The organism is Cupriavidus sp. YR651, from assembly GCF_900101625.1.
GTDB lineage: Bacteria > Pseudomonadota > Gammaproteobacteria > Burkholderiales > Burkholderiaceae > Cupriavidus.
This window is the reverse complement of sequence record NZ_FMYZ01000007.1, coordinates 144,468-170,491: the sequence shown is the minus strand read 5'-3', so window position 1 is coordinate 170,491 and position 26,024 is coordinate 144,468. Positions and strand designations below refer to the sequence as shown.

The following is a 26,024-nucleotide window of genomic DNA, read 5'->3' as shown; positions in this document are numbered from 1 at the left end:
TCTGCTCCCGACGCTTCACACAAAACGCGCAGCAGCGCGTGCGTCGCCCCTGGCCAATGCGCCGGCGGGGTCTACGGGTGCATCCCCTCCATCCACGACAACAGAGCCGCATTCCGATGCCAGGGAAATACTCGCGTACTGACGCCCCGATCTCCACGATCCCCACGAATTCCACGATTTCAGCTTCGCAGAACACGACCGACCTGTTCCGGCCGATCGCACTGGCCGCGATGACCTGCACCGCGCTGGCGCTGGCCGCCTGTGGTGGCGGCGGCGATTCCGGCGGCGCATCCACCGCCGCCAGTGCATCGGCGCAGGCCGCGAGCCCCACGAGCCCCAGCAACTCGGCCACCGCACCGATTCCCGCCGGTGCCGAGCGCGCCTGCTACACCGTGTCCGGCAGCGCGCCGGCACCGGTCACGGGCGCCGTCAGCCTGCTGCCCGCGCGTGCCGCGGGTGTCACCGGCTATCGCGTGCTGGACGACGCGCGCAGCGCCGGCCTTTGCTACGCCAATTTCCGCCGTGAGCAGGTGGGCCTGCCGCCGCTGACCGCGCGCGATGCGCTCGGCACGGTCGCGCAGAGCCACACCGCCTATATGCTGGCCAACCAGTTGCTGACGCACGATGAGCAATCGGGCAAGCCTGGCTACACGGGCGCTACGCCCAATGACCGCATCCAGGCCGCGTATCCGACCAATGCCACGGCCGAGGTCGTCGCGGGTGCCAACAAGTGGACCACGGTCGCGGGCGCCAATCTGTCGATGTCGCCGAAGGATGCACTGGTGGTGGATCTCGTGAATGCGCCGTTCCACCGTGCCGCGCTGCTGGGCAGCTACGGCTCGGCGGGCAGCGGGTTTGCCGAGAGCGTGGGCCCGGGCAGCAGCGGCGGCACCACGGCCAGCTACTACCAGACCATCGACCTCGCGGACGCCAGCAAGGGCGGCGCGGACAACCAGATGGTGGCTTACCCGTACAGCGGGCAGCCGGACGTGCCGACGAGCTGGGTCAACAACGAAAGCCCGAATCCGGCACCGGCCTATGCCGGCAAGACGATGGGCTACCCGGTGACGGTGCAGGCCATCAACACGTCGCTGGCCTTCAATGCGGACACGTTCACGATCACCGATGCGCAAGGCAACAACATCGCCTGCGAGAAGGTGGATGCGCGTACGTCGGGCATGTCCAGCGCTGCACGTGGTCTGGCGATCTGCACGCCGACGGCGCCGCTGGCCAGCAAGACGCGCTACAGCGTGACCGTGAGCGGCACGCTGAACGGCCAGGGCGTGAACCTGAATTGGTCGTTCACCACGTTGTAAGGGCCCTCGGCGCTGCAATCGCGGCGCTATCGCTTCAATTGCTTCAATCGCTTCAATTGCTGCAACGCTGCAGCAGATCATGACAAACGGCGCGCCTGGACGCGCCGTTTGTCATTCTTCCCGCTCGATTCGCAATTGCCCCCGCGCCAGCGCGCTGTCGCGCTGCACGGTGTAGGGCGCCGCCGGCCGCGACTCGGCAGGCATGGCCGCCCACAGGCGCGCCACCCAATCCCGTACCGCGTCGTTGTCCGGCTCGGCGCTCCAGATGCGCAGCGTCTTGCCCGGCCGCCATTGCACCGCCACGGCAGCCGGATCTTCCTCGATCGATACCGTCGATGCCGCCTGCTTCGCACGCGCAGCGCCCTGCAATGTGCTGCGCGACACGGCCTCCGCACCGACCGCCGTGGCGTCAGCCTGCGCGTGCATCGAGGCCTTCGGTGCGGGCGCCACTGCTGGCGCAGGAATTCCTGAATACGCTGGTGCTGGTGCTGGTGCTGGTGCTGGTGCTGGTGCTGGTGCTGGTGCTGGTGCTGGTGCCGGTGCCGGTGCTGGTGCCAGTGCAGGTGCAGGTGCAGGTGCAGGTGCAGGTGCAGGTGCGGCGAATGCCACCGGCGGCGGGGCGGGGCGGGCCGCTTTTTCCGCCAGCATCGCAGGGGCGGACTCGCGCGGCGGAGCGAGGTCGGTGGTGGGTGCCGATTCCAATGTCCGCGCACGCGCTTCGGGCGCGGCGTCCTTGCGCGCAAGCGGCGTCGGCGAGGCGGGCCGTCGCGCCGCTTCGCGCGAAGGAGCCAATGTCCCGTCCGGCTGCGCGTCAGGTGCCGCCGATTGCGGTGCGGGTGCGCGTGCGGCGGTGACGGCGATGCCGGCCTGATCGGGCGAAGGCGTTGGGGATGGCGGGGAAGCCGGGGAAGTCGTGGAAGTCGCCGAAGGCGGGGAAGCCCCGGAAGCCCCAGAAGTCCCAGGAGCCGGGACCGCCGTGAAGGAGGGTGTGGCGGATGGCACAGGGGGCGTCGCGGACGATGCCGCAGGAGAGGGGGCGGCGGGAACAGGCGCCTCAGAGATTGCCACCGTTGACGATAACGACGCCGTCGTCGGCGTCCCGTCATTCAACTGCATCAACACGATCTGCGTCGCCAGTCCGGCTACGGCCAATGCGCTGCCCGCGACGGCAAACGCTTGCCACCACCGTCCGGCATTGGTGGCTCGATGTACCGATGCCCGGGTTTCACTGGTCGCCCTGGTTGCGTTGCCGGTCGATGCCTGCGCCGTGGCGGCCTCTGATTGCAACCACGCCTGCGTGGCCTCGTTCACCGGCGCGCCCAGCACCTCGGCCACGGGCATCCCCTGGCTGACCTGATCGAGCACCGCATCGCGTCGCGCGGCTTGCGCCGCCTGCAGTCGCGCGGCCTCCTGCAACACGCTGGCGGCGAGCGTCGGCGATGGCGTGAAGGTCATCGTCGACAGGTCCGAGGCATCGGCAGGTTGTGTCGATGGCGCCTGCTCGGCCTCTGCCGCCATGCGCGCCTGGACCGCACGCGCCGCGGTGGCGACGGCCACGGCGAGCGTTCCGGGCGCTTCGAATGGCGGCACGTCGCGTAGCAGCGCGGACAACCTGTCCTCGGCCGCGATAAAGCGGTCCGACGCATCGTGCATATCGGACGTCTTCATGGCCGCGACTCCTGCGCCGGTCCGCCCCTGCGGCCGGTCCCGTCAGCCAGCTCGCTACGTAATCGCGCAAACGCATACCGCAGGCGGCTCTTCACGGTCTCGAATTTCTCGCCGAGCATCTGGGCGATGTCTTCCACGCTCATCTCGCTGAAGAAGCGCAGCACCACCACCTCGCGTTGCGCCACGGGCAAGCGCAGCAGCGCCTGGCGGACGCTCGCCATGTGCTCCCGCAACTGCGCCTCGGCCTCCGGGGTCAGGTCATCGGCGGGGATGGCCAACTCACTGTCTTCCAGCGATTCCTGCAGGCGCGCATGCGCGCCGCGTACCAGGTCGAGCCACGCATTGCGCGCAATCTGGAACAGGAAGGTGCGGAATGCCGCGCTGGGCGTGTAGTCGCCGCAGCGCGTCATCAGCTGGATCCAGGTCTTCTGGGCGATATCCTCCGCCTCGGCGGCATCGCCACGACACAGCCACGCGATGTAGTTGTAGAGCCCGGCATTATGGCGGCGGAACAGTTCGGCGATGGGCGCCTCGATAATCCCGCGCGCGACCAGCAGCATCAGATCGGCGTCGGGCATCGCGGTCATGTCGGGGGCGGGGCGGGAGGCGAGGGGAGTGGGGTGCGCCATGCGGACGAGTATAGAGCGATCGCGTCAGCGTGCGGCGCGCGGCGGCGCTTCTTCGCTGCCGGTGGCGCCAGTGGTGGCCGCCGAGGTGGACAGCGACTGCGCCAGCGCCACGAGCTTGAGGAATTCGCCGCGATAGCCGAAGCGGTCTGCGCCACGTGCCGCCTGCGCCAGTGCGTGCACATCGTCGTAACGCCACTGGCCGGTGAACTTGCCACCACGCAGCACCTGGCCGAAGCCGCTCACGGCGGCCGCGAAGCGGAAATCCGCATCGCCCTGCGCCAGCGGCCGGATGGCCTGCGCGTTGACGACGACGTCCATCAACTGGCTTGTGCTGGCCGTTGGCTGCTTGTAGCGCAACTTGATGTGGGCGAGTTCGCCGGCCCGGTCCTGCGCAGCCTTCACCGAAGCGGCCGGCTGGTATCGCAGATCGTCGATCAGGCCCGGCCGGTTCGTCAGCGTCAGCTCATACAGCGCAGTCACCGTATGCCCCGCGCCGATGTCGCCCGCATCGACCTTGTCATTGTTGAAATCCTCGCGCGCCAGCAGGCGGTTCTCATAGCCGATCAGCCGGTACTCGCGCACCGTGGCGGGGTTGAATTCCACCTGGATCTTCACGTCGCGCGCAATGGTCGCGAGCGTGGCGCTCATCTCGCTGACCAGCACCTTGTTGCCTTCCATCAGGTTATCGATGTACGAATATGCGCCATCGCCGGCGTCGGCCAGTTGTTCCATCAGCTGGTCGTTGTAGTTGCCGGTGCCAAAACCCAGTGTGGACAGCGACACGCCCGACTTGCGCTTCTCCTCGACCAGGCTCTTGAGCTGGCGAAAGTCCGTGATGCCCACGTTGAAATCGCCGTCCGTGGCCAGCAGCACCCGGTTGATGCCGCCGGGGATATAGCTCTGCTGCGCGGCCTGATAGGCCAGCGCGATGCCGCTGGCGCCTGCGGTGCTGCCGCCGGCCATCAACTGGTCGATCGCCGCGGAAATGGCGGTCTTTTCGCTGCCCGGCGTGGGTGGCAGCGCCACACGCGTGGTGCCCGCGTAGGTCACCAGCGTGATGCGGTCCTGCGGGCGCAGCGCGCCGACCAGCAGCTTGAGCGACGACTTCAGCAGCGGCAGCTTGTCCGGCGAATGCATCGATCCCGAGACGTCCACGAGGAACACCAGGTTGGCTGGCGGCAGGCTGGCGCGCGCCACGTCCTCGCCCTTGATGCCGATGCGCAGCAGCACGTTCTCCGACTGCCACGGTGCCGGTGCCAGCGCGGCGTGGACGGCGAATGGTCGCCCGTCGGTGGGCGGCGCGTAGTCGTAGGGGAAGTAGTTGACCAGTTCCTCCACGCGTACGGCGTCGGCCGGGGGCAGGCGGCCGGCGTTGAGCATGCGGCGGACGTTGCTGTAGCTGCCGGTATCCACGTCGATGCTGAACGTGGAGACCGGCGCCTGTGCCACCTGTCGCACGCCGTTTTCCTCGATGGCGCCGTAGCGTTCGCGATCCTGCGGGGCCGGGGCGGGCAGATAGGACGGTGCCGGCATGACGCGCATGGCGGATGGCGCCATGGCGCGAGATTCGGCCATCGGCGCCCGGGCGGGCTCGCGGGTACGCGTCGCGGCGTCCTTTCGCGCCTGGGCCGCCAGCGGAGCCGAAGGCAGTGCTCCGGGGGAGGTCTGGCCGGAGGCATCCGCCGGCGGATGCAGCATATATGGTGGCGTGGGCCTGGGCACCGGCAGCAGCGGCGCGCTGCCCGGCGTGTTGTTGGGCGTGTTCTCGGGCCTGATGTTGGGTCTGGTGTTGGGCCCGGTGTCCGTCGCGGTGTCCGGCCTTTGGTCTGGCGGGGTGACTGGCACACCGCCGCCGCATGCGGCCAGGGTGAGGGCAATCGTGGCGGCGAGCGCCGGCAAGGCGAACTTCGGATGCATTGTTTTTTTCTCCTCGATGGCGGCGCTGCGACTGTCCCGCAGGTGGGTCAGGAGATAAAACGAGGCACGATCCGCAGAGGGGTTAAAGACGGGTGGATATTTTTGTGTGGTGCCGCGCATGTGGCGTTTTCAGAATGTTCGCGGTCCCGTGGGGATCGATCGCCGCTACAATCGCCCGAAGCTTTCCCCCCAGGAGAAATGGCATGGCTGACGCAGTGGCAGTGACCCAGGCAGGAACCCCCTCCAATCCGCTCCTCGATTCGATACACGATCCACGCGGGAATCCCCTCCGGACGGCAACGTCGACGCTGCTATGGCGAGGCACCCTGGCGGTCGCCCTGGCCACGCTGCTGGCGGCCTGTGGCACCACGGACAAGGGTGCGGGCGCGCCAGCGTCTGCTGCCCCCGCTGCCGCCCCTGCGGCGCTGCCTGCCGCACCGGAGGTTTCCTCGGGCTATCGCCCGGGCATGACCACCACGTTCGCGCAGAAGCACATGGCCGCTGCGGCGAATCCGCTGGCCACGGAGGCCGGGCGCGAGATCCTGCGCGCGGGCGGTTCGGCCATCGATGCCGCCGTCGCCATGCAGGCCGTGCTGACGCTCGTGGAGCCCCAGGCCACGGGCATTGGCGGCGGCGCGTTCATCATGTACTGGGACGGCAAGCGCGTGCAGGCCTTTGATGGCCGCGAAACGGCACCTGCCGGCGCCACCGAGAACCTGTTCATGCGTCCCGACGGCAAGCCGATGGAGTTTTCCGAGGGTCAGATTGGCGGCCGCTCGGTGGGCGTGCCCGGCGTGCTGCGCGCGCTGGAGATGGCGCACCGCCAGCACGGCCGCCTGCCCTGGGCGCGGCTGTTCCAGCGTGCCATCGCGCTGGCCGAGAACGGCTTCCCGATGTCCCAGCGGCTCTACACGCAGGTGGCGGCCGACAAGTTCATGGGTGGGTCGCCGGAAATGTCCGCCTACTTCCTGGATGCGGAGGGCAAGGCCAAGCCGGTCGGCACGATGATCAAGAACCCGCAGCTTGCGCAAACGCTGCGCGACATCGCGAAGCAGGGCCCGAATGCGTTGTATAGCGGCCCGATCGCCCGGGAAATCGTGGCCAAGGTGAACAGCCATCCCAATCCGGGCAGTCTTTCCACCGCGGACCTGACCGGTTACAAGGCGAAGGAGCGTGTGCCGGTCTGCACGGACTACAAGCGCTGGAAGGTGTGCGGCATGCCGCCGCCGTCCTCGGGCGGCATCGCCATCGCCCAGATCCTGGGCGCGCTGGAAGCGCTGGAGAAGCGTGATCCGCGTTACGCGCTGGCCAGCCTGAAGCCGCGCGCCGTGAACACGCCGGCCGGCATGGAGGCCGACCCGCTTGCGGTGCATGCCATCGCCGAGGCGGACCGCCTGGCGTATGCGGACCGGGGCCTGTATGTGGCCGATCCGGATTTCGTGCCCGTGGACGTTGCCGCGATGGTCAACCGCGACTACCTGACGGAGCGCGCCGGCCTGATCGGTGACAAGAGCATGGGCAAGGCGCAGCCGGGCACGCCGCCGGGCATGAAGGTGGCGTTTGCGCCAGACCGCTCGCCGCCGCGTATTTCCACGTCGCAGATCGTCGCGGTGGACGATCGCGGCGGGGCGCTGTCGATGACGACGACGATCGAATCGTATTTCGGCTCGCACATCATGGTCCGGGGCTTCATGCTCAATAACGAGCTCACCGATTTCTCGTTCACCCCGTCCGAGAACGGCAAGCCGGTGGCCAACCGTGTGCAGGCCGGCAAGCGGCCGCGTTCGACGATGGCGCCGACGCTGGTGTTCGACCGCCAGAGCGGCAAGCTGGTGGCGGCGCTGGGATCGCCGGGCGGCTCGCAGATCATCGAGTATGTGTCCAAGACGCTCGTGGGCCTGCTGGACTGGGACATGGACGTGCAGCAAGCCGTGAGCATGGCCAACTTTGGCAGCCGCAATGGTCCGACGGAGCTTGAGAAGGGACTCGTGACGCCGCAACTGGCGGAAGCGCTGCGTCAGCGTGGTCATCAGGTTGCCGAGATCGAAATGACCAGCGGCACGCAGGCCATCATGCGCAAGACGGGACCGAACGGGCGTCCTGTGTGGGCTGGCGGTGCCGATCCGCGTCGCGAAGGCGTGGCGCTGGGCGAGTAAGCGCGCGGCAAGGCGAAGCTTCACGAGGCAAAAAAACGGGCGCGAATTTCGCGCCCGTTTCAGTACTGCCTGTTGTTGCCGGCCTGGAGTCGCCAACAACGTCCCTGTGGCCTGCTCTTTGAAACGATCTCTTATGCGTCCAGCTTGACGCCGGACGTTTTCACCACCTGGGCCCAGCGCTTTTCTTCGGTGCTGAACCACTTGTTGGTTTCGGATGGCGACATCGTCACCACCTCGGCGCCCTGGCCGGCGAGTTGCGCGCGGATCTCGGGCGTGCGGATGATGCGCACCAGCTCGGCGTTGATGCGCTGGACCAGCGCGTCGGGCATGCCCGAGGGGGCCATCACGCCTTGCCACGTGCCCGATTCGAAATTCGGCACGCCGCTTTCGGCGATGGTCGGCGTCTGGCTGACCAGCGCCATGCGCGAGCGCTTGGACACGGCCAGCAGCTTGAGCTTGCCCGACTGCACTTGCGGCAGGGTGGCGAGCATGCCGTTCATCAACACTTGCGCGGTGCCGCCGACGGTATCGGCAATCGCCTGCGCGCCGCCCTTGTAGGGCACGTATTGCCATGCCGCCTGGGTGGCCTGCTGCACGGCCACGCCGGCCAGATGCGGAGCGCTGCCGATGGCCGTCACGGCAAAGTTCAGCGTCTGCTTGTGCGACAACGCGACCAGTTCCTTGAGGTTGTTGGCCGGCACCGAGGGATGCACGACCAGCAGGTGCGGCGAGTAAGCCAGCATCGCCACGCCCTTGAGATCCTTGTCCGGGCTGAACGTCAGTTTGGTGTAGACGGAAGGGCTGATGGCCAGCGCGCCCACATCGCAAAGCAGCAGCGTGTGGTTGTCGACGCCGGCCTGCGCCACCATGGCCGCGCCGATATTGCCATTGGCGCCCGGTCGGTTATCCACCACGATGGACTGGCCCAGCGCCTCGCCGAGCGGCTTGCTGATCAGGCGGGCGATGATGTCCGAGGAGCCGCCGGCAGGGTAGGGCACCACCAGGCGGATCGGGCGGGTCGGCCATTTCTCGTTGGCCCAGGCCGAAGTCGGCGCGAGGATGCCAGAGGTGCCGAGGGTGCCCAAGGCGGCGAGGCCCGATGCCTGGCCGAGGAATTGGCGGCGTGTGGTCATGCTGTGTCTCCAGTATTGCTTATCATCAGTCGTCGTACAACGTGGCGTGAGTGTAGTACCGTTTTGGCTTGCGGTCCATCGGGTATATACGGAGAAACTGGCGAGAAACGGCGCGGAAATGTCGAGACAAAGCCACCGTCCGGCCGACGGATTGGTACGCACAAATCATCTCGGTTGTCTGATGACATGGGGCAAACGCCACATGAAAACGCCGCCCGGCCGGAGAAGGCGGGGCGGCGTGGGCGGGGCAACCGGGTTGGACGACCCGGGGCGACCCCGGGCGATCAGGGCGATCAGGGCGACCCGGGCGACAGGGGGCGACGCGATCCGGGCCGTGGAATCGTCGTGGTCTCAGGCGCCCGACTTCTGTGCGTAGGTCCAACCCATCTCGGCCATCGGACGGGCGCGCTTGCCGGCATCCAGTGCCTGCGCCGACGATGCGGTGCCATCGACAACCCGCTTCATGATGCCCTGCAGGATGCCGGCAATGCGGAACATGCTGAAGGCGAGGTAGAAGTTCCAGTCGCCCGTGATCGGGCGGCCCGTGCGCTGCTCGTACATGCGGCGGTAGGCGGCCTCGTCGGGAATGCCCAGCGCCTTGTGGTCCAGCCCGGCGATGCCGCGGAACTGGCCCGGCTGGATATGCCAGCTCATGCAGTGATAGCCGAAATCCGCCATCGGATGGCCCAGCGTGGACAGTTCCCAGTCCAGCACGGCCAGAACCCTGGGTTCCGTGGGGTGGAACATCAGGTTATCGAGGCGGTAGTCGCCGTGGACGATGCAGGTGCGCTCCTCGGACTCCTGCGGAATATGCTCGGGCAGCCAGGCCATCAGCTGGTCCATCGCCGGAATCGATTCGGTTTCGGACAGCTTGTATTGCTTGCTCCAGCGCTCGATCTGGCGCTGGAAGTAGTTGCCGGGCTTGCCATAGTCGGCCAGCCCGATGGCCTTGTAGTCGACGCTGTGCAGCGCGGCGATGACCCGGTTCATCTCGTCATAGATCGCACTGCGCTCGCTCGGGGTCATATCCGGCAGCGACTGGTCCCACAGTACGCGGCCGCTGACGAACTCCATGATGTAGAAGGCGCGGCCGATCACCGATTCGTCCTCGCACAGCGCATACATCCGTGCCACGGGCACATCGGTATTGGCCAGGGCGGCCATCACGCGGTACTCGCGCTCGATGGCATGCGCGGACGGCAGCAACTTCGCCTTCGGCCCCGGCTTGGCGCGCATCACGTAGGTCTGGCCCGGCGTGATCAGCTTGAACGTGGGGTTGGACTGGCCGCCCTTGAACTGTTCGATGCTCAGCGGGCCGGCAAAGCCCTCCACGTGCTGGCGCATCCAGGCCTCCAGCGCGCCCAGGTCGAAGCGCTGCTGGTCGGCCACGGGGCGGGTGCCTTCAAAGTGCGAAACGTTGGTGCTCATGCTGTCTCCGAATGTCTATCCGATTTATCTTTTTATGAGGGGCGGCGGGGGCCGTTCAGCGATACCTTCAGCGATAGTTCGGCTTGCGCTTCTCCAGGAACGCGCCGATGCCTTCGCCGGCGTCCTTGTGGTGCAGCGCGGACACAAAGCTGTCGCGTTCGGCGGCCAGGTGCCCGGTCAGCGTGGCGCTGCCCGCATGGTTGATCAGCGCCTTGATGCCGCGGAGCGCATTGGGCGATTCCCTGGAGAGGTTCTCGGCGATGCGCAGCGCCTCGGTCAACGCCTGGCCCGGCGGCACCACGCGGTTGACGATGCCGAAATGCGCGAGCCGCGCCGGGTCCACCGGCTTGCCTTCCATCATCATCTCGCTGGCCAACTGACGCGGCAGCATGCGCGCCAGTTCATAGGAGCCGCCACCGTCGGGCGTCAGGCCCACCTTGACGTAGGCCATGACGAACTTCGCATCGCTGGCCGCGACCACGAAGTCGCACGCCAGCACCAGCGAAAAGCCGGCGCCCGCGGCGGGCCCTTCCACGGCGGCGATGATCGGCTTGGGAAACGCGTGAAGCGTCTCGATCCATTGATTGAGCGTTTCGATGCTTTCCGCCTGCACCGAAGGCGGCTGCGAGCGATTACCGAGCAGCCGGTTGAGGTTGCCGCCGGCACAGAACACGCCATCGGCGCCGGTCAGCACCACGGCGCGGATCGCGTCGTCGCGCGCGGCAACTTCCAGGGCCTCCTGCGATGCGGCATATATATCCGGATGCAGCGCGTTGCGCGCCTCGGGGTTGGAGATGGTCAGGACGAGCGTCGCGTCGACGCGTTCGGAAAGCAACTGGGCAGTCATGGCAGCCTCTTGATGTGCGGCGGGGCGAGATGAAGGCGCCCCGTGTCTCCTTGGGGTGCAAAAAAAGGCGCCCCGCGTCTCTTCGGGGCGCCCGCGTTCAGGCTTCTTCGGTCAGCAGCGACAGCCCCAGGCTGGCACGGCGCCACAGCCACGGGCTCGGGCGGTAGCGCATGTCGCCGGTCAGGCGGTCGAGGTTGGTCAGCACTTGGAGAATCAAATCCGGGCCGATCGCATCGCCCAGGGCCAGCGGGCCCTTGGGATAGCCCAGGCCCAGGTTCACGGCGAGGTCGATGTCGGTCGGCGTGGCGATGCGTTGCTGAGCGATATCGCTGGCGATGTTGACGATGCAGCAGACGATGCGCTGCGCGACAAAGCCGGCGGAATCGCGAATCACGGTCACGGGCACACCATCGCTGGCGAACAGGCCGTGCGCGGCATCGCGCGTGGCGGCGCTGGTGGCCGGCGTGGTCATCAGCGTGCGGCGCTTGGTGGCTTCAAAAGGCAGCAGCGTGTCGATGGCGATCACGCGGCGCGCGTCGAGGCCTTCCTGCAGGGCGGCCGTGGTGGCGTCGAGGCCCAGCGGGGTGACCACGATCAGCGCTTCAGCGGACGGCGCGTTGCCGGCCTCGGGCGTCACGCCCAGCGCGGTGAGCAGCTTCACGGTCATCGCATGACCGCGCTCATTGGCGCGGCTCACCCAGACGCTGGCCGGGCGCGCATCGGGCACCGGCTTGGCCGCCGGCACCTGCTTCTGGCCGTCCGGGTAGGCATAGAAGCCCGCACCGGTCTTGCGGCCGAGCAGCCCGCCGACGTAGCGCGTGGCGGTGATCGGCGACGGGCGGTAGCGCGCTTCCTGGTAGAACTGGTTGTAGATCGATTCCATCACCGGGTGCGACACGTCCAGCCCGGTCAGGTCCATCAGCTCGAACGGTCCCATGCGGAAGCCGGCCTGCTCGCGCATGATGTTGTCGATGTCGACGAACTCGGCCACGCCTTCCTGCGCGATCTTCAGGCCTTCGATATTCATGCCGCGGCCAGCATGGTTGACGATGAAGCCCGGCATGTCCTTGCAGCGCACCGGCGTGTGGCCCATGCGGCGCGAGAGCTCCATCAGCGCGTCGCCCACGGCCGGATCGCCGGACAGGCCGTCGATCACTTCCACGACCTTCATCAGCGGCACCGGGTTGAAGAAGTGATAGCCGACCACGCGGCCGGGCTTCTTCGCGCCGACGGCGATGGCCGTGATCGACAGCGAGGAGGTGTTCGACGCGATGATCGCGTCTTCACGCAGGATGGCTTCCAGTTTGGCGATGAGGTCGCGCTTGACCTCGAGCTTTTCCACGATGGCTTCCAGCACCATGTCGCAGCCGGCCAGGTCTTCCAGCGCGTTGCTCGGCTTGACGCGGGCCAGCGCGGCTTCACTGTCGGCGGCGCTGATCTTGCCCTTGTCGGCCAGTTTGGCAAAGGTATCCTGCAGATACTGGCGGGCGGCGGCGACGGCCTGGGGATTGGTGTCGAACAGGTTGACGGTCAGGCCGGCCTGTGCGGCGATCTGGGCGATGCCGCGGCCCATGGCGCCCGTGCCGACGATGCCGAGCGTGTGGATAGTGGAATTGCTCATCGTTCGTCCAAAAGAGTTGTGGTTAAATTAGCACGATCGTACGTTTATTGCACCCTCCGCGACAGACTCCGCGCGCACGCTGCGTGCGCTGATCGGCCAGGGGAGGCGTGGCGGGGCGCCCCCAAGTCCACACGGACGATCCATTTCAATAACGGAGAGAGACGACATGCTGAAGCTATGCGGTTTTGCCGCCAGCAATTACTACAACAAGGTCAAGCTGGCGCTGCTGGAAAAGAACCTGCCATTCGAGGAAGTGCTGGCCTGGGTCGGCGAGACGGACCTGGAGGCGTCGCCGCTTGGCAAGGTGCCCTACATCATCACCGATTCCGGCCCCCTGTGCGAATCGGAGACCATCGCGGAATACATCGAGGCCACGTACAGCCAGGCGCCGCTGCTGCCCAAGGATCCCCTCCAGGCCGGCAAGGTGCGCGAACTCGTCACGTTCATGGAGCTTTACCTGGAACTGACCGCACGCGAGCTGTACGCGGAAGCGTTCTTTGGCGGCACCGTCAGCGACAAGGTCAAGGAGCGCCAGCGTCGCCTGCTGGACAAGTACATTCCGGCCTTTGCGAAGCTGGCGAAGTTCTCGCCCTACGTGGCCGGCGACACCTTCACGCTGGCCGACTGCGCGGCGATCTGCCACTTGCCGCTGATCTCGTCGTGCACGAAGATCATCTACGGCGAGGACCTGCTGGCCCACCTGCCGGTGAAGGCCTACCTCAAGGCCATGTCGGAGCGCCCCACCGTGCAGAAGATCAATGCCGACCGGAAGGCCAGTACCGAGCTGATGCTGAGCCGAAGCCGCTGAGCCGGAATCGCCCAGCCGAAGCCACCGCGCACCAGCGTGGTTATGCCATAGGAAAAAGCCCCGCAGGGTTGTGCCTGCGGGGCTTTTTCTATCGGGTGGAATTGGACGAATCGGACGCCCTGGCAGATGGCCGGGTCGCCTGCTGGCCGGTTCGCCAGATGCGCGGGCGGAAAGGCGCGCCTCGGGGTCGCCGCCGCCCGGCCGGACGTTACAGCTTTGCCAGGCGCTCCAGCGCCAGCGCGAGCGTTTCTTCCTTCTTGGCGAAGCAGAAGCGCACGACGCCTGATTCGCGCGGCTGCGAGTAGAACGCCGAGACGGGGATCGCCGCCACGCCAATCTCGCGCGTGAGCCACATCGAGAAGTCCGCCTCGCTCATATCGGAAATGCCCGAGTAGTCGACGCACTGGAAGTACGTGCCGTCCGATGGCAACAGCTTGAAGCGCGTGGAAGCCAGTCCGGCGCGGAAGAAGTCCCGCTTGGCCTGGTAGAACGCCGCGAGGTCCAGGTACGGCGCGGGGTCGGCCATATAGTCGGCGAGGCCGTACTGCACCGGGGTGTTCACGGTGAACACGTTGAACTGGTGCACCTTGCGGAATTCGTTCGACAGTGCGGCCGGCGCTGCCACGTAGCCCACTTTCCAGCCGGTCACGTGGTAGGTCTTGCCGAAGCTCGACACCACGAAGCTGCGGCGCGCCAGTTCCGGATGGCGCGAGACCGAAGCATGCGGCTGGCCGTCATAGACCATGTGCTCGTAGACCTCGTCGGACAGCAGCAGGATGTCCGTGCCAGCCAGCAGGTCGGCCAGCTGGTCCATATCCTCCGCGCGCCAGATCGTGCCGGTGGGGTTGTGGGGGGTGTTGATGAGGATCATCCGCGTGCGCGGCGTGATCGCGGCGGCCAGCTTGTCGAACGGGATGCGGAACAGCGGCGCTTCCAGCGTCACCGGCACCGCCTTGCCTCCAGCCAGCTCGATCGAGGGCAGGTAGCTGTCGTAGCAGGGTTCCAGCACGATGACCTCGTCGCCCGGATGCACGGTGGCCAGGATCGATGTCAGGATGCCCTGCGTGGCGCCCGCGGTGACCGTGATCTCGGTGTTCCAGTCATACGTGTGGCCGTACAGCGTGGCGATCTTGCCGGCGATGGCCTGGCGCAGCTTCGGCACGCCGGCCATCGGCGGATACTGGTTGTGGCCGGCGCGCATGGCGTCCGCCACGGCATCGACGATGCGGGCGTCGCAGTCGAAATCCGGGAAACCCTGCCCCAGGTTGACGGCGTTCTTTTCGGCGGCCAGCGCCGACATCACGGTGAAGATCGTGGTGCCGACCTGCGGCAGGCGCGACAGCGGCGGGGTCAGCGGGGCGAGCGAGGATTCTGCGGACATGGCGATACGGGATAGGGACAAGGGCAGGCGGGGCACGGCGGCCGTCGGCAATTGGCGACGACGGCGGCCGTGCGACATTCTAGCGGGGATCGGCCCCGGTGGCCGGTGGCGCACCCAGCGCGGCCAGCCAGGCACCGAAGGCCCGCGGCGGCAGGATCTCCACGCCACTCATGCGACGCAGGCGGCTCCTGAGCTTGAGCACCGCCTTGTCCTTGGACACCAGCAAGGCTGCGCGGGAGAAATGGGCGAGTTCGATGAACTTCTGGTCGTCCGTGTCGCGGCATTTCGGCAGGCGCACGGCATCCGCGTCGGCCTGCTGGGGGGCGGCCTCCAGCGTGGTGAAGCCGTCGACTTCGGCCAGTGCGGCGCCGATATCGACGTCAAAGCGGGCAAACTGCGGGTACGCCAGCACGCGGCGCAATTCCTCGCGGCAGTCGGCGCGGATCACCGGGGCGATGGCGCCGGTGGCCAGCGCGGTCCGGATCGGCTCCACGTGCGGATCCCGGAACACCAGCAGGTCGACCCAGATATTGGAATCGAGGACGACGCGGGGCGCGGGCGCCGGAGCGCGGGAAGTGGCGGGCAGGGCGCCGGCGGTGGGGTGGTTGGGCATTCGCTACAATCGGGTCTTTGTTTCTGCCCCCGATTTTGCCATGCTCCTTGTTCTGTCTCCCGCCAAGTCCCTGGACTACGAGACACCGCCGCGCATCAAGACCCATACGATGCCGCGTTTCATCGACCGCTCCACGACGCTGATCGAGCGCCTGCGCCGCCTGGCGCCGCAGGACGTGGGCGCCCTGATGGATATCTCCGACAAGCTGGCCGTGCTCAACGTGACCCGCTATGCGGAGTGGTCGCCCGAGTTCACGGCGCAGAACAGCAAGCAGGCCGTGCTCGCGTTCAACGGTGACGTCTATGACGGGCTGGACGCGAAGTCGCTGTCCACCGACGACCTCGCCTTTGCCCAGAAGCACATCCGCATCCTGTCCGGCCTGTATGGCGTACTGCGGCCGATGGACTGGATGCAGCCGTATCGCCTGGAAATGGGCACGCGGCTGGATACCGCCGCCGGCCGTGACCTGTATGCGTTCTGGGGCGATGACGTCACGCAGCTCATCAACCAGGACATGACGGACCTCAGGCACGAGGGGGCGCCCACGCTGGTGAACCTGGCGTCCGAGGAATATTTCAAGGTGGTGCGGCCCAAGGTGCTGAACGCGCGCGTGATCACGCCCGTGTTCGAGGACTGGAAGGGCGGGCGCTACAAGATCATTTCGTTCCATGCCAAGCGGGCACGCGGCACGATGGCGCGCTATGCCGTGACCCATCGCGTGACCGAGGCCAGCGGGCTCAAGCGCTTTGCCGAAGACGGTTACGCGTTTGACAAGGCGGCGTCGGACGACACCCGCTGGGTATTCCGTCGGCGCCTGGAAGACTGAGCCACCGAGACAAGAACCGAGACATTCCCCATGACCTCAGCCCTGCATATTTCCACGCTGTTCGATTCGGGCGCGATCGAAGTCGAATCGCTCGATCGTGCCGACGATATCCGTCTGCGCATCCGGGCCGATTCCCACGCCGACTTCCGCCAATGGTTTCACTTCCGCCTGCAGGGCGCGGCGGGGCAGGCATGCCGCCTGCAGTTCCTGAACGCCGGCGAGTGCACGTACCCGGACGGCTGGCGCGACTATCGCGCGGTGGTGTCCTACGACCGCGCCCACTGGTTCCGTGTGCCGACGCGCTTTGACGGCGCCACGATGACCGTCGAATTCACGCCCGAGCACGACAGCGTGTGGCTGGCCTACTTCGAACCGTATCCGGACGAGCGTCATCTGTCTCTGCTGGCGACGTGCCAGCGGTCGCCGCTGGCGAAGCTGTCGCACCTTGGCAGCACCGTCGATGGCCGCGACCTGACGTGTGTGACGCTCGGCCAGCCGGGGCCGGGCAAGAAGACCATCTGGATGATTGCGCGCCAGCACCCGGGCGAAAGCATGGCCGAATGGTTCTGCGAAGGCGTGCTGCAGCGCCTGACCGGCACCGGCATGTGGGCGGGCGACGCAGTCGCGCGCAAGCTGCTGGATCGCGCGGTGTTCCATATCGTGCCGAACATGAACCCGGACGGCAGCGCGCGCGGCAACCTGCGCACGAATGCGGCGGGCGCCAACCTGAACCGTGAATGGATGCAGCCAAGCCTGGAGACGAGCCCCGAGGTCTGGCATGTGCGCCGCGCGATCGAGGCCACCGGCGTGGATCTGTTCTTCGATATCCACGGCGACGAAGGGCTGCCCTACAACTTCGTGGCCGGCAGCGAGATGCTGCCCGGCTTCACCGAGGCGCAGCGCGCGCAGCAATCACGCTTCATCGAGGCCTTCAAGCGTGCCACGCCGGATTTCCAGGACGTGCACGGCTACGCGGCCAGCAAGTACAACGCCGACGCGCTCAAGCTGGCCTCGAAGTACATCGGCCATACCTTTGGCTGCCTGGCGCTGACGCTGGAGATGCCGTTCAAGGACAACGCCGACCTGCCCGATCCGGCGGTTGGCTGGAACGGCGCCAGGAGCGCGTTGCTGGGCACGTCGATGCTGCAGGCGGTGCTGGAGTATCTGGGCTGACCGCCTGCCTGCGGTTTTGGTATCGATGACTGGCGGCAGTGGTGGTTTGCCGCCGGGTCTTCTTATTGCTTCTTCTTCGATTTGGATGAGGAGGACGAGGACGAGGAAGAGGTTGTGCTCTTCGCGGACGACGTCGATTTGGACGACGTTGACTTGGCGCTGCTCTTGCCCTTGCTCTTTCCCTTGCCCTTGGTGCTGCTGCTGTGCGAGGACGCCGGTGTGGCGACGGCTGGCGCGGCGGCGGCTTCGCTGATCGTGTCGCCGTTGCTGTCGAGCAGTTCGTACGCGAGCATCATGCTGTCGTCATAGCCGCAACGGACCTTGACCGGTTGCCACTGGGCCTCGCCACGGCGCTTGTGGGCCGTCGCCGAGAACGTGACGACCGACGTGACCGGCACCGCCTGCTTGCCGGCCGAGAAGCGGCCATTCCACGGTTCGACGGTGGCCTGCTCGCTGGAGAGCGCGCCGGTGGGGATCTTCAGGGCGTCATACGATGCCGAGCGCGGCACCACCCAGCTGGCATGCGCGGCGCAGTCCGCCACGTTCGACGATGCATTCTCCGACTTCATCAATTGCTCGCGCATCTGGGTGCGATACTCCGCCAGGCTCACGCGACCCTTGTCGGGCAGGGTGACCGTCTTGGTGGGCGCTGTGCTGGAAACGATGGGAGCGGGTTTGGCGCCCGGCCCGGAGGCCTGGCCGGCGCGTCCATTGGACGGCGTGGCGCTGGCGGCAGCGGTGCCGCCAGTCGCGGTGGCGGCGGCCTCATCGGTCGGCGCGGTGGCGCAACCGGCGAGGGCGATCGCGCCTGCCACTGCAGCAGTCAGCATCCGCAGCTGGCTGCCAAACAGTTCGGAAATTCGTCGGATCACGGGATCGTCTTTGCTTGTTGAAGCAAGGAGGGTTGGCGAAGGATTGCCATGATAGAGGAAAGCCCCCGGGGCAAGTTCCTAAATGTTGTTACCCTTCGTTCTAATTGCTTACAACCGACGCGATCGTGCCGCGTTCTCACGCGCTCCAATATCAGAAAAGCCGGCGGCCGCGCAACTGCGGCGAACCCCGAGCCAATGATGGCGATGCATGGCGATGGCGTGGTGGCCATGCCTCGCGGTCATTCAGGGAGATCACGCACGGAAAGTGTCCCCCGGCACGGTGGACGTCCGGGGGCAGGGCGCCATTGCGGCGCCCGTTCTGCATCGGCTTATGCGGTGCGCGTGAAGCGCAGCAGCTCGTCCATCAGCGCGTTGAGGTCGCGCTTGAGCTTGTCGAATCCGGCGCTGTGGGTCAGGCCCACTTCGTCCATATACAGCTTGCGATTGACTTCGAGTTGCAGGCTGTGACGGTTGGCCTGCGGCTGGCCCACCACGCGCACGATCTCCACGCCCTTGTACGGGTGGTTGCGCCAGACGTCGTAGCCCATCTCCTTCAGCACACCTTCCACGCGGTCCGTGAACCGGGTGTCGCAGGTGCTGCCGTCGCGGTCGCCCACGACGAAGTCCGGGTGCTGCAGGCCGGGATGCTCGGTGGCGTACTGCGCCGCCTGGCTCGGCATCGAGTGGCAGTTGATGTGCCACACCTTGCCGTGCCGCGCGATGGCCTGGTCCGCCAGCCGTTGCAGCTGGGCGTAGTAGGGCACGTAGTAGCGGTCGATGCGGGCCTGCAGTTCGGCCACGGGGAGCTTGCGGTCGTAGATGGGCTCGCCGGTATCCAGCACGCGCCAGACCAGCCCCTTGCCGAGCCGCGTCTTCGAGGTCTCCTGTCTGGCGCCGGGCCACGGCGCGTCGAGGAGAACCTCGTCGATTTCTTCCAGGCCGCGGTTGGCATCCAGGTAGCTGCGCGGAAAGCCGGCGCACAGCAGGGGGATGCCGCGCGAGGGCGCGTCAGCGTACAGCTCGTCGACGAAAGTGTCTTCCGCCTGGCGCAGCAGCGGCAGGGGCAGGTTGCCGGCGAAGCGGAAGTCCGCCGGATACGTGGTGCAGCTATGGGGGGAATCGAGAAAGAGCGGGCCGCTCTCGCCTTCCGGCATCTGCAGGAAGTACGGGCTTTCCGCGGTCTTTCGGTCTGCTTCGGTCATGCTCTGTTGCCGGTTGTTAATCCAGGGAGATCTTGGCGGCCGCGGCCACGCGCTTGTTCTTGGCCACTTCGCTGCTGATCTGCTGGGCAAAGTGGGCCGGCGTGTCGCCCACCGGGGTGGCGCCGAGCTTTTCCAGCTTGGCCTTGACTTCGGGCAGGGCCAGCACCTTGATGGCGGCCGCGTTCAGCCTGGCCTGGATGTCGGCGGGCAGCTTGGCCGGGCCGATCAGGCCAAACCAGGCGGCGTCGTTGACCTCGGGCAGGCCCAGTTCGGCAAACGTCGGCACGTTCGGCAGGGCTGCGACGCGCTTGGGCGATGCCACGGCCAGTGCGCGCAGCTTGCCGCCTTCGATGAACGGCAGCGACGAGGGCAGGTTGTCGAACAGCACCTGCACCTGGCCGGCCAGCGCATCGTTCAGCGCCGGGCCCACGCCCTTGTACGGCACGTGCAGCAGTTCGGTGTGGCTGCTCATCTTGAACAGCTCGCCCATCATGTGGGACACGCTGCCATTGCCGGCCGAGCCGTAGGCCAGCTTGTTCGGCTCCGACTTGGCCAGCGCGATGAACGACTTCATGTCGGTGGCCTTCACGCCCGGGTGGATGCTCATCACGTTGGGCACCGAGGCCAGGTTCGTGATCGTCGTGAAGTCCTTGGTCGCGTCGTATTGCAGGCGCGGATACACGGCCGGGTTGATGCCGTGCGTGGAAGCGGTGGCGATGCCGAGTGTGTAGCCGTCCGGCGCGGCCTTGGCCAGGAAGCCGGTGCCGATGCTGCCGCCGGCGCCGCCGCGGTTATCCACCACCACGGCCTGGCCCAGTTGCTGGCCGAGCTTGTCGGCGACGATGCGCGCCACGATGTCAGTCGTGCCGCCGGCCGGGAACGGCACGACGAGCGTGATCGGCTTGGTCGGGTAGGTGCCCTGGGCAAAGGCGGGCAGGGTCAGGCCGGTGGCCACGATCGCGGTGGCGGCGGCAAGAACGTGAAGCAGGGGACGGCGTTGCATCGGGGGGAGTTCCGGTGGGAGATAAGGGGACGATTCGGAATAAAGCGGTTTTTCCGATTCTGCGCGCCCGTGCAAGATGCTTGCAAACGAAATAAAATCCCCAGGTCATTCCAATTGGTATTGAAGTGCGAGGTGAATCATGCGGCGCTTATGTCCGTCGATGACGGAACTGCAGGCATTCGAGGCTGCTGCGCGGCACAACAGCTTTACGGTGGCCGCGCGGGAACTCCATGTGACGCAGGGAGCGGTCAGCAAGCAGGTGCGCAGCCTGGAGGCATTCCTGGGGGTGGAGCTGTTCGAGCGGGTCCGCCAGCGGCTGATGCTGACCGATGCGGGCGAGCGCTACCTGGAACGTATTCGGCCGAGCCTGAACGAGATCGAGGCCGCCAGCGTGGAACTGATCGCCCGGCAGGGGCGCGGCGGCATCCTCCATATCGCGAGCATGCCGACGCTGGGCGCCAAATGGCTGATTCCGCGGTTGCCACAGTTCTTTGCGAAACATCCGGAGGTCACGCTGGAATTCGTGCCGCACGCACAAGGATACGATTTTTCCCAGCCCGATCTCGACGCGGCGATCCGCTTTGGCGACGGGGTCTGGCCGGGCAGCCTGGCCGACTACATGACCGGCCGCGAGGTCCTGCCGGTCTGCCGGCCGGGCCTGCTGGCCCATGAACCCGATGGCGTGGCCAGGTCCCCGGCGGCCTTGCTGCGCTATCCATTGCTCCACCACACCACGGTGCCGGAAGCGTGGCCGGACTGGTTGTCCGAGCTGGGCGTTTCCACGCGCAAGACATGGAGCGGCGCACGCTTCGACCAGTTCTCATTGCTGACGCAGGCGGCGGTCTCCGGGCTGGGCATCGCGCTGATCCCGCGTTGCCTGATCGAGGAAGAACTCGCCACCGGCGCGCTGGTGGTGGCACATCCGGCGCGGGTGCTGGCCCGCAAGGGTTACTACCTGTGCTATCCGGAGCAGAAGGCCCACCTGCCGGCGTTGCAGACCTTCCGGGAATGGGTGATGGCGGGCGTGGACGTCGTGGTGTGAGACGGCAACCAGCCGCTGGCAGGGTAGCGGGGCTTCATGGCTCTCCCCGGGCTTCCTGGCCTGTGGAGCAAGAAAAGTTCATCGCCGATCTGCGGGGAAACCGGAGCCGCCCGTCGACCCCGACTCGGTCATCCGCACACTATCCGTGACCTATCGATGAATCAGTCGGTACGGATTCAAGTGTCTATAGTTAGCTTGAAGCGTTGCTGCCGCGTTGCGGAGCGGGTATGCCCGCCCGTAACGCCGGCGGTGTTTCGCGCCTGCCTGCAGACGTTCTGGGCGCGCAGACCATCCATTCGGGACACCGCATCGAATTGCTGCGTTGCATCCTGGAGTCCTCGATCGAGGCAAATTGAGGCTGACGCTTAGAGGTTGTTTCAAAAGGAAGCGAAGCAGTCCTGGCTAGGCGCGCGGCCGCAGACAGTACAAGTGGCACGGCAAGGCCGCGCAACGACGCCAGGAACTTTTTGAAACGACCTCTTAGCCACCAAGGAGGCTCGTGTGATTCCTCGTCCATTCGAATATCACGCTCCGCGCAGCCTGTCGGAGGCCATCGCGCTGCTCAACGCGCATGGCGATACCGCCAAGCTGCTCGCCGGCGGCCACAGCCTGCTGCCAATGATGAAGCTGCGCTTTGCCGAGCCCGGCCATCTGATCGACCTCGGCAAGCTCCCGGACCTGCAGGGCATCCGCGAAGTCGGCAACGAAATCCGCATCGGCGCGATGACGACCGAGAACGCGCTGATCTGGTCCGAATTGCTGCAGACGCGCTGTCCGTTGATCGTCGAAGGCGCTCGCCAGATTTCCGATCCGCAGGTGCGCTATCGCGGCACGCTGGGCGGCGACATCGCGCATGGCGATCCGGGCAACGATCACCCCGCGTTGATGATCGCCCTGGATGCGTCCTTCGTGCTGCTGAGCGAGCAGGGCGAGCGCGTGGTGCCGGCCGATGGCTTTTTCCTGGGCACCTACATGACGCAGCTCGAACCGGGCGAGATCCTGACCGAGATTCGCATTCCGATGCCGCCGTCCGGCGCCGGCTATTGCTACGCGAAACTGAAGCGCAAGACCGGTGACTTCGCGACGGCTGCGGCGGCGGTGACGCTGCGCAGAACGGGCGATACCGTCAGCGACGTCCGCATTGCGTTGACGAACGTGGCGCCGACCGCCATCCGCGCAACCGACGCGGAACAGGCGCTTCGCGGCAAGCCCTTCGACGAGTCGGTGGTCGCCGAGGCGGCGCGTCTTGCGATGGCCGTGTGCGATCCGGTCGAGGATCTGCGCGGCGATGTCGAGTACAGGACGGCGATGGCGGGCGAAATGGTGCGGCGGGCGCTGACCGTTGCGTATTCGCGGGCAACCGCCTGAAAGCGGAATCCGGGAGAACGAGGCATGAGCCAGAAAATCATGGTGTCGTTCAAGCTGAACGGCAAGGAAACGGACGTGGTGGTCGAATCGCGCGAACTGCTGATTCATACGCTGCGCGAGAAATGCCTGCACACCGGGCCGCATATCGGCTGCGAGACCTCGCATTGCGGTGCGTGCACGGTCGACTTCGACGGCATGTCGGTGAAGTCCTGCACGATGCTCACGGTCCAGGCCGAAGGCGCGGAGGTGCTCACCGTCGAGGGCCTCGCGGGCCTTGGCGGGGGCGGCGATCTGCACGCGCTGCAGGAGGCCTTCATGCAGGAGCACGGTCTGCAGTGCGGCTTCTGCACGCCCGGCATGCTGATGCGTGCCTATCGCCTGCTGCAGGAAAATCCCGACCCGAGTGAAGAGGAGATCCGCTACTGGATGGCGGGCAACCTGTGCCGCTGCACGGGGTACCAGAACATCGTGAAGGCGGTGCAGTACGCGGCGCGCAAGCTGCGTGGCGAAGCCGTTGAAACCTCGCATCCGCTGATGGCGGATACGCACTGACGCCGGGGAGATCCGTCATGGAAAAAGATGACGCCAGCCTCGATCGTCTCGCCGCTTTGGAAGGTATGGGTTGCGCACGCAAGCGCCGCGAGGATCCGCGTTTTATCCAGGGAAAAGGCACCTATATCGACGACATCAAGATGCCGGGCATGCTGTTCGGCGTGATGGTGCGCAGTCCGTACGCGCATGCGCGCGTCAAGACAATCGACAAGTCCCGTGCGCTGGCGCACCCGGGCGTGCACGCGGTGCTGACGGCAGACGATCTCAAGCCGCTCAAGCTGCACTGGATGCCGACGCTTGCTGGCGACGTGCAGGCCGTGCTGGCCGATGAAAAGGTCTGCTTCCAGAATCAGGAGGTCGCGTTCGTGGTGGCCGACGACCGCTACGTGGCCGCCGACGCCGCGGAACTCGTGGAAGTCGAGTATGAGGAATTGCCGGTGGTGGTCGACGCGCTGGCGGCACTGGCGCCCGACGCTCCCGTGATCCGCGAGGACATTCGCGACAAGCAGACGGGCGCGCACGGTGCGCGCCATCACCCGAACCACATCTTTACGTGGAATGTGGGCGACAAGGACAAGACCGATCGCGTGTTCGATAGCGCGGACGTCACCGTGACGCAGCACATGTGGTATCCGCGTGTGCATCCGTGTCCGCTGGAAACGTGCGGCTGCGTGGCGTCGTTCGACAAGGTGCGCGGCGATCTGACGGTCTACCTCACGTCCCAGGCGCCGCATGTCGTGCGGACGGTCGTCGGCCTGCTGTCGGCGATCCCCGAATCGAAAATCCGCGTGGTGTCTCCCGACATTGGTGGTGGCTTCGGCAACAAGGTTGGCGTCTATCCGGGCTATGTGACGGCGATCGTCGCGTCGATCGTGCTGGGGCGGCCCGTCAAGTGGATCGAGTCGCGCACGGAAAACCTGAGCAGCACGGCGTTCGCTCGCGACTATCACATGACGGGTGAACTGGCGGCGGACCGCGACGGCCGCATCAAGGCGCTGCGCGTCCACGTCACGGCGGATCACGGCGCGTTCGATGCGTGCGCCGACCCGACCAAATGGCCTGCCGGCATGTTCCACGTCTGCACGGGCTCGTATGCGATACCGAACGCGTTCGTATCGGTCGACGGCGTCTACACGAACAAGTTTCCCGGCGGCGTCGCCTACCGTTGCTCGTTCAGGGTGACGGAGGCGGTCTACCTGATCGAGCGGATGGTCGACGTGCTGGCGCAGAAGCTTGGCATCGACAAGGCGGAAATCCGTCTGCGCAATTTCATCCGGAAGGAGCAGTTTCCCTATTCGACGCCGCTCGGGCTCGAATACGATTCGGGCGACTACGAGCCGGCGCTCAGGAAAGTCCTCGCTGCGGTCGACTATCCCGCGCTGCGCGCCGAACAAGCCGCGCGTCGCGCCGATCCGGATGCTGAATGGCTGATGGGCATCGGGGTGGTGAACTTCACCGAGGTCGTCGGCGCGGGGCCGTCGAAGGCGTGCGACATCCTCGGCGTCGGCATGTTCGACTCGTGTGAAATCCGCGTGCATCCGGACGGCTCGGCCATCGCGCGCATGGGCACGAAGTCACAGGGTCAGGCGCACGAGACCACGTATGCGCAGATCATCGCCTCCGAAGCGGGCATCCCGGCGTCGGTGATTACGGTCGAGGAAGGCGATACGTCCACGGCGCCATACGGACTCGGCACCTATGGCTCGCGATCCACGCCGGTGGCGGGTGCCGCGATTGCCCGCGCATCGCGCAAGATCCGCGAGAAGGCCCGGCAGATCGCCGCGCATCTGCTGGAGGCGAGCCCGAACGATGTGGAATTCGATCTCGACAGGTTCGTGCTCAAGGGCTCGCCCGAGCAGTTCAAGACGGTCAAGGAGGTGGCCTGGGCGGCGTACAACAACGTCCCGGAAGGCATGGAGATGGGGCTGGAAGCCGTCGACTACTACGATCCGCCCAATTTCACGTTCCCATTCGGCGCCTACGTCTGCGTGCTCGAAGTGAACCGCTACACCGGCGAGACGCAGGTGCGCCGCTTCTACGCGCTGGACGACTGCGGCACGCGGATCAATCCGATGATCATCGAAGGCCAGATCCACGGCGGCCTGACGGAAGGATTCGCGGTCGCCATGGGGCAGCAGATGCCCTATGACGAAGCCGGCAATCTGCTGGGTGCCACGCTGCTCGACTACTTCCTGCCGACCGCGGTTGAAACGCCGCACTGGGAGACCGATTTCACCGTGACACCGTCGCCGCATCACCCGATCGGCGCAAAGGGCGTGGCCGAATCGCCGCACGTCGGATCGATCCCGTGCTTCACCGCCGCGATGGTGGATGCGTTTGCCCATCTGGGCGTCACTCACATGGATATGCCGCACAGCGCGTATCGCGTGTGGCAGCAATGCCGCGCGCTCGGGCTGGCGCGGCAGTAACGGCGGATCGCGTCGAACGGCGCAAGCGTGCGCCGGGAAG

24 protein-coding genes are annotated in these 26,024 nt (G+C 66.4%); 12 read left to right on the top strand and 12 right to left on the bottom strand.

What is annotated here, in order from left to right:
- Nucleotides 1-230 precede the first annotated feature (230 nt).
- Entirely contained in the window at nt 231-1,316 is a 1,086-nt protein-coding gene (locus BLR29_RS19960) for a CAP domain-containing protein (RefSeq protein ID WP_092139156.1), read from the top strand.
- Nucleotides 1,317-1,427: 111 nt separating this feature from the next.
- On the opposite strand, the gene BLR29_RS19955 is transcribed toward BLR29_RS19960, so the two are convergent.
- A complete protein-coding gene (locus BLR29_RS19955) occupies nt 1,428-1,742 on the bottom strand; it encodes a hypothetical protein (RefSeq protein WP_092138768.1) in 315 nt (104 codons plus the stop codon).
- Nucleotides 1,743-1,753: 11 nt separating this feature from the next.
- Between BLR29_RS19955 and BLR29_RS32495 the strand changes: the two genes are divergently transcribed.
- Complete coding sequence (locus BLR29_RS32495) at nt 1,754-2,170, top strand: hypothetical protein (protein ID WP_176861002.1); 417 nt, start codon at nt 1,754-1,756, stop codon at nt 2,168-2,170.
- A gap of 59 nt (nt 2,171-2,229) precedes the next feature.
- Nucleotides 2,230-2,673 carry a hypothetical protein gene (locus BLR29_RS19945; protein WP_143018486.1) on the top strand — a complete coding sequence of 148 codons (444 nt, stop codon included), beginning with the start codon at nt 2,230-2,232 and terminating at the stop codon, nt 2,671-2,673.
- A gap of 307 nt (nt 2,674-2,980) precedes the next feature.
- Here the strand turns inward: BLR29_RS19945 and BLR29_RS19940 are convergent, their stop codons facing one another.
- Nucleotides 2,981-3,562, bottom strand: coding sequence for a sigma-70 family RNA polymerase sigma factor (locus BLR29_RS19940; protein WP_255371332.1), 582 nt, complete (start codon nt 3,560-3,562; stop codon nt 2,981-2,983).
- A 75-nt stretch (nt 3,563-3,637) separates the two neighbouring features.
- Nucleotides 3,638-5,530: a vWA domain-containing protein gene (locus BLR29_RS19935; RefSeq protein ID WP_218132708.1), complete on the bottom strand. Its 1,893-nt coding sequence runs from the start codon at nt 5,528-5,530 to the stop codon at nt 3,638-3,640.
- Between the two features lie 203 nt (nt 5,531-5,733).
- Between BLR29_RS19935 and BLR29_RS19930 the strand changes: the two genes are divergently transcribed.
- Nucleotides 5,734-7,686 (top strand): gamma-glutamyltransferase family protein, encoded by a 1,953-nt coding sequence (locus BLR29_RS19930; RefSeq protein WP_092138764.1) that lies wholly within the window; start codon nt 5,734-5,736, stop codon nt 7,684-7,686.
- A 131-nt stretch (nt 7,687-7,817) separates the two neighbouring features.
- Here BLR29_RS19930 and BLR29_RS19925 read toward each other — a convergent pair whose 3' ends face one another.
- The 4 genes from BLR29_RS19925 to BLR29_RS19910 all read right to left on the bottom strand — a co-directional run bounded on the left by BLR29_RS19925 (nt 7,818) and on the right by BLR29_RS19910 (nt 12,715).
- Complete coding sequence (locus BLR29_RS19925; protein WP_092138763.1) at nt 7,818-8,819, bottom strand: Bug family tripartite tricarboxylate transporter substrate binding protein; 1,002 nt, start codon at nt 8,817-8,819, stop codon at nt 7,818-7,820.
- Between the two features lie 351 nt (nt 8,820-9,170).
- Complete coding sequence (locus tag BLR29_RS19920; RefSeq protein ID WP_092138762.1) at nt 9,171-10,247, bottom strand: phosphotransferase; 1,077 nt, start codon at nt 10,245-10,247, stop codon at nt 9,171-9,173.
- Nucleotides 10,248-10,314: 67 nt separating this feature from the next.
- Nucleotides 10,315-11,094, bottom strand: coding sequence for an oxepin-CoA hydrolase, alternative type (locus tag BLR29_RS19915; RefSeq protein WP_092138761.1), 780 nt, complete (start codon nt 11,092-11,094; stop codon nt 10,315-10,317).
- Between the two features lie 97 nt (nt 11,095-11,191).
- Entirely contained in the window at nt 11,192-12,715 is a 1,524-nt protein-coding gene (locus tag BLR29_RS19910) for a 3-hydroxyacyl-CoA dehydrogenase (RefSeq protein WP_092138760.1), read from the bottom strand.
- A 166-nt stretch (nt 12,716-12,881) separates the two neighbouring features.
- Between BLR29_RS19910 and BLR29_RS19905 the strand changes: the two genes are divergently transcribed.
- Entirely contained in the window at nt 12,882-13,523 is a 642-nt protein-coding gene (locus BLR29_RS19905; protein ID WP_092138759.1) for a glutathione S-transferase, read from the top strand.
- 208 nt (nt 13,524-13,731) lie between these two features.
- Here the strand turns inward: BLR29_RS19905 and BLR29_RS19900 are convergent, their stop codons facing one another.
- A complete protein-coding gene (locus BLR29_RS19900) occupies nt 13,732-14,904 on the bottom strand; it encodes a pyridoxal phosphate-dependent aminotransferase (RefSeq protein ID WP_092139152.1) in 1,173 nt (390 codons plus the stop codon).
- A 79-nt stretch (nt 14,905-14,983) separates the two neighbouring features.
- Nucleotides 14,984-15,517 carry a putative toxin-antitoxin system toxin component, PIN family gene (locus tag BLR29_RS19895; RefSeq protein ID WP_092138758.1) on the bottom strand — a complete coding sequence of 178 codons (534 nt, stop codon included), beginning with the start codon at nt 15,515-15,517 and terminating at the stop codon, nt 14,984-14,986.
- Between the two features lie 40 nt (nt 15,518-15,557).
- Between BLR29_RS19895 and yaaA the strand changes: the two genes are divergently transcribed.
- Both yaaA and BLR29_RS19885 read left to right on the top strand, forming a co-directional pair.
- On the top strand, nt 15,558-16,343 hold the full coding sequence (gene yaaA / locus BLR29_RS19890) for a peroxide stress protein YaaA (protein WP_092138757.1): 786 nt from the start codon (nt 15,558-15,560) through the stop codon (nt 16,341-16,343).
- Between the two features lie 30 nt (nt 16,344-16,373).
- Entirely contained in the window at nt 16,374-17,516 is a 1,143-nt protein-coding gene (locus tag BLR29_RS19885) for a M14 family metallopeptidase (protein ID WP_092138756.1), read from the top strand.
- A gap of 62 nt (nt 17,517-17,578) precedes the next feature.
- On the opposite strand, the gene BLR29_RS19880 is transcribed toward BLR29_RS19885, so the two are convergent.
- The 3 genes from BLR29_RS19880 to BLR29_RS19870 form a co-directional block, all read right to left on the bottom strand.
- Nucleotides 17,579-18,388 carry a BspC domain-containing protein gene (locus BLR29_RS19880; protein WP_369804662.1) on the bottom strand — a complete coding sequence of 270 codons (810 nt, stop codon included), beginning with the start codon at nt 18,386-18,388 and terminating at the stop codon, nt 17,579-17,581.
- A 329-nt stretch (nt 18,389-18,717) separates the two neighbouring features.
- The gene (locus BLR29_RS19875; RefSeq protein ID WP_092138755.1) at nt 18,718-19,590 is read right to left on the bottom strand and encodes an N-formylglutamate amidohydrolase; all 873 of its coding nucleotides are present in this window, start codon (nt 19,588-19,590) and stop codon (nt 18,718-18,720) included.
- Nucleotides 19,591-19,606: 16 nt separating this feature from the next.
- Nucleotides 19,607-20,593, bottom strand: a complete 987-nt coding sequence (locus BLR29_RS19870) for a Bug family tripartite tricarboxylate transporter substrate binding protein (RefSeq protein WP_092138754.1) — start codon at nt 20,591-20,593, stop codon at nt 19,607-19,609.
- 139 nt (nt 20,594-20,732) lie between these two features.
- Between BLR29_RS19870 and BLR29_RS19865 the strand changes: the two genes are divergently transcribed.
- From BLR29_RS19865 to BLR29_RS19850, 5 genes are all read left to right on the top strand, one after another.
- Nucleotides 20,733-21,635 (top strand): LysR family transcriptional regulator, encoded by a 903-nt coding sequence (locus tag BLR29_RS19865; RefSeq protein WP_092138753.1) that lies wholly within the window; start codon nt 20,733-20,735, stop codon nt 21,633-21,635.
- Between the two features lie 227 nt (nt 21,636-21,862).
- Nucleotides 21,863-21,991 carry a hypothetical protein gene (locus tag BLR29_RS32900; protein ID WP_255371331.1) on the top strand — a complete coding sequence of 43 codons (129 nt, stop codon included), beginning with the start codon at nt 21,863-21,865 and terminating at the stop codon, nt 21,989-21,991.
- Between the two features lie 145 nt (nt 21,992-22,136).
- The gene (locus BLR29_RS19860; protein WP_092138752.1) at nt 22,137-23,003 is read left to right on the top strand and encodes an FAD binding domain-containing protein; all 867 of its coding nucleotides are present in this window, start codon (nt 22,137-22,139) and stop codon (nt 23,001-23,003) included.
- 24 nt (nt 23,004-23,027) lie between these two features.
- Nucleotides 23,028-23,555, top strand: coding sequence for a (2Fe-2S)-binding protein (locus tag BLR29_RS19855; RefSeq protein WP_092138751.1), 528 nt, complete (start codon nt 23,028-23,030; stop codon nt 23,553-23,555).
- Nucleotides 23,556-23,572: 17 nt separating this feature from the next.
- On the top strand, nt 23,573-25,984 hold the full coding sequence (locus tag BLR29_RS19850; protein WP_092138750.1) for an aerobic carbon-monoxide dehydrogenase large subunit: 2,412 nt from the start codon (nt 23,573-23,575) through the stop codon (nt 25,982-25,984).
- Nucleotides 25,985-26,024: the final 40 nt, after the last annotated feature.

Coding starts and splice junctions, on each gene's coding strand:
- BLR29_RS19960 (WP_092139156.1), top strand. CDS start 231: ATGACCTGCACCGCGCTGGCGCTGGCCGCCTGTGGTGGCGGCGGCGAT.
- BLR29_RS19955 (WP_092138768.1), bottom strand. CDS start 1,742: ATGCACGCGCAGGCTGACGCCACGGCGGTCGGTGCGGAGGCCGTGTCG.
- BLR29_RS19940 (WP_255371332.1), bottom strand. CDS start 3,562: ATGCCCGACGCCGATCTGATGCTGCTGGTCGCGCGCGGGATTATCGAG.
- BLR29_RS19935 (WP_218132708.1), bottom strand. CDS start 5,530: ATGCATCCGAAGTTCGCCTTGCCGGCGCTCGCCGCCACGATTGCCCTC.
- BLR29_RS19930 (WP_092138764.1), top strand. CDS start 5,734: ATGGCTGACGCAGTGGCAGTGACCCAGGCAGGAACCCCCTCCAATCCG.
- BLR29_RS19925 (WP_092138763.1), bottom strand. CDS start 8,819: ATGACCACACGCCGCCAATTCCTCGGCCAGGCATCGGGCCTCGCCGCC.
- BLR29_RS19920 (WP_092138762.1), bottom strand. CDS start 10,247: ATGAGCACCAACGTTTCGCACTTTGAAGGCACCCGCCCCGTGGCCGAC.
- BLR29_RS19915 (WP_092138761.1), bottom strand. CDS start 11,094: ATGACTGCCCAGTTGCTTTCCGAACGCGTCGACGCGACGCTCGTCCTG.
- BLR29_RS19910 (WP_092138760.1), bottom strand. CDS start 12,715: ATGAGCAATTCCACTATCCACACGCTCGGCATCGTCGGCACGGGCGCC.
- BLR29_RS19905 (WP_092138759.1), top strand. CDS start 12,882: ATGCTGAAGCTATGCGGTTTTGCCGCCAGCAATTACTACAACAAGGTC.
- BLR29_RS19900 (WP_092139152.1), bottom strand. CDS start 14,904: ATGTCCGCAGAATCCTCGCTCGCCCCGCTGACCCCGCCGCTGTCGCGC.
- BLR29_RS19895 (WP_092138758.1), bottom strand. CDS start 15,517: ATGCCCAACCACCCCACCGCCGGCGCCCTGCCCGCCACTTCCCGCGCT.
- yaaA (WP_092138757.1), top strand. CDS start 15,558: ATGCTCCTTGTTCTGTCTCCCGCCAAGTCCCTGGACTACGAGACACCG.
- BLR29_RS19885 (WP_092138756.1), top strand. CDS start 16,374: ATGACCTCAGCCCTGCATATTTCCACGCTGTTCGATTCGGGCGCGATC.
- BLR29_RS19875 (WP_092138755.1), bottom strand. CDS start 19,590: ATGACCGAAGCAGACCGAAAGACCGCGGAAAGCCCGTACTTCCTGCAG.
- BLR29_RS19870 (WP_092138754.1), bottom strand. CDS start 20,593: ATGCAACGCCGTCCCCTGCTTCACGTTCTTGCCGCCGCCACCGCGATC.
- BLR29_RS19865 (WP_092138753.1), top strand. CDS start 20,733: ATGCGGCGCTTATGTCCGTCGATGACGGAACTGCAGGCATTCGAGGCT.
- BLR29_RS32900 (WP_255371331.1), top strand. CDS start 21,863: ATGCCCGCCCGTAACGCCGGCGGTGTTTCGCGCCTGCCTGCAGACGTT.
- BLR29_RS19855 (WP_092138751.1), top strand. CDS start 23,028: ATGAGCCAGAAAATCATGGTGTCGTTCAAGCTGAACGGCAAGGAAACG.
- BLR29_RS19850 (WP_092138750.1), top strand. CDS start 23,573: ATGGAAAAAGATGACGCCAGCCTCGATCGTCTCGCCGCTTTGGAAGGT.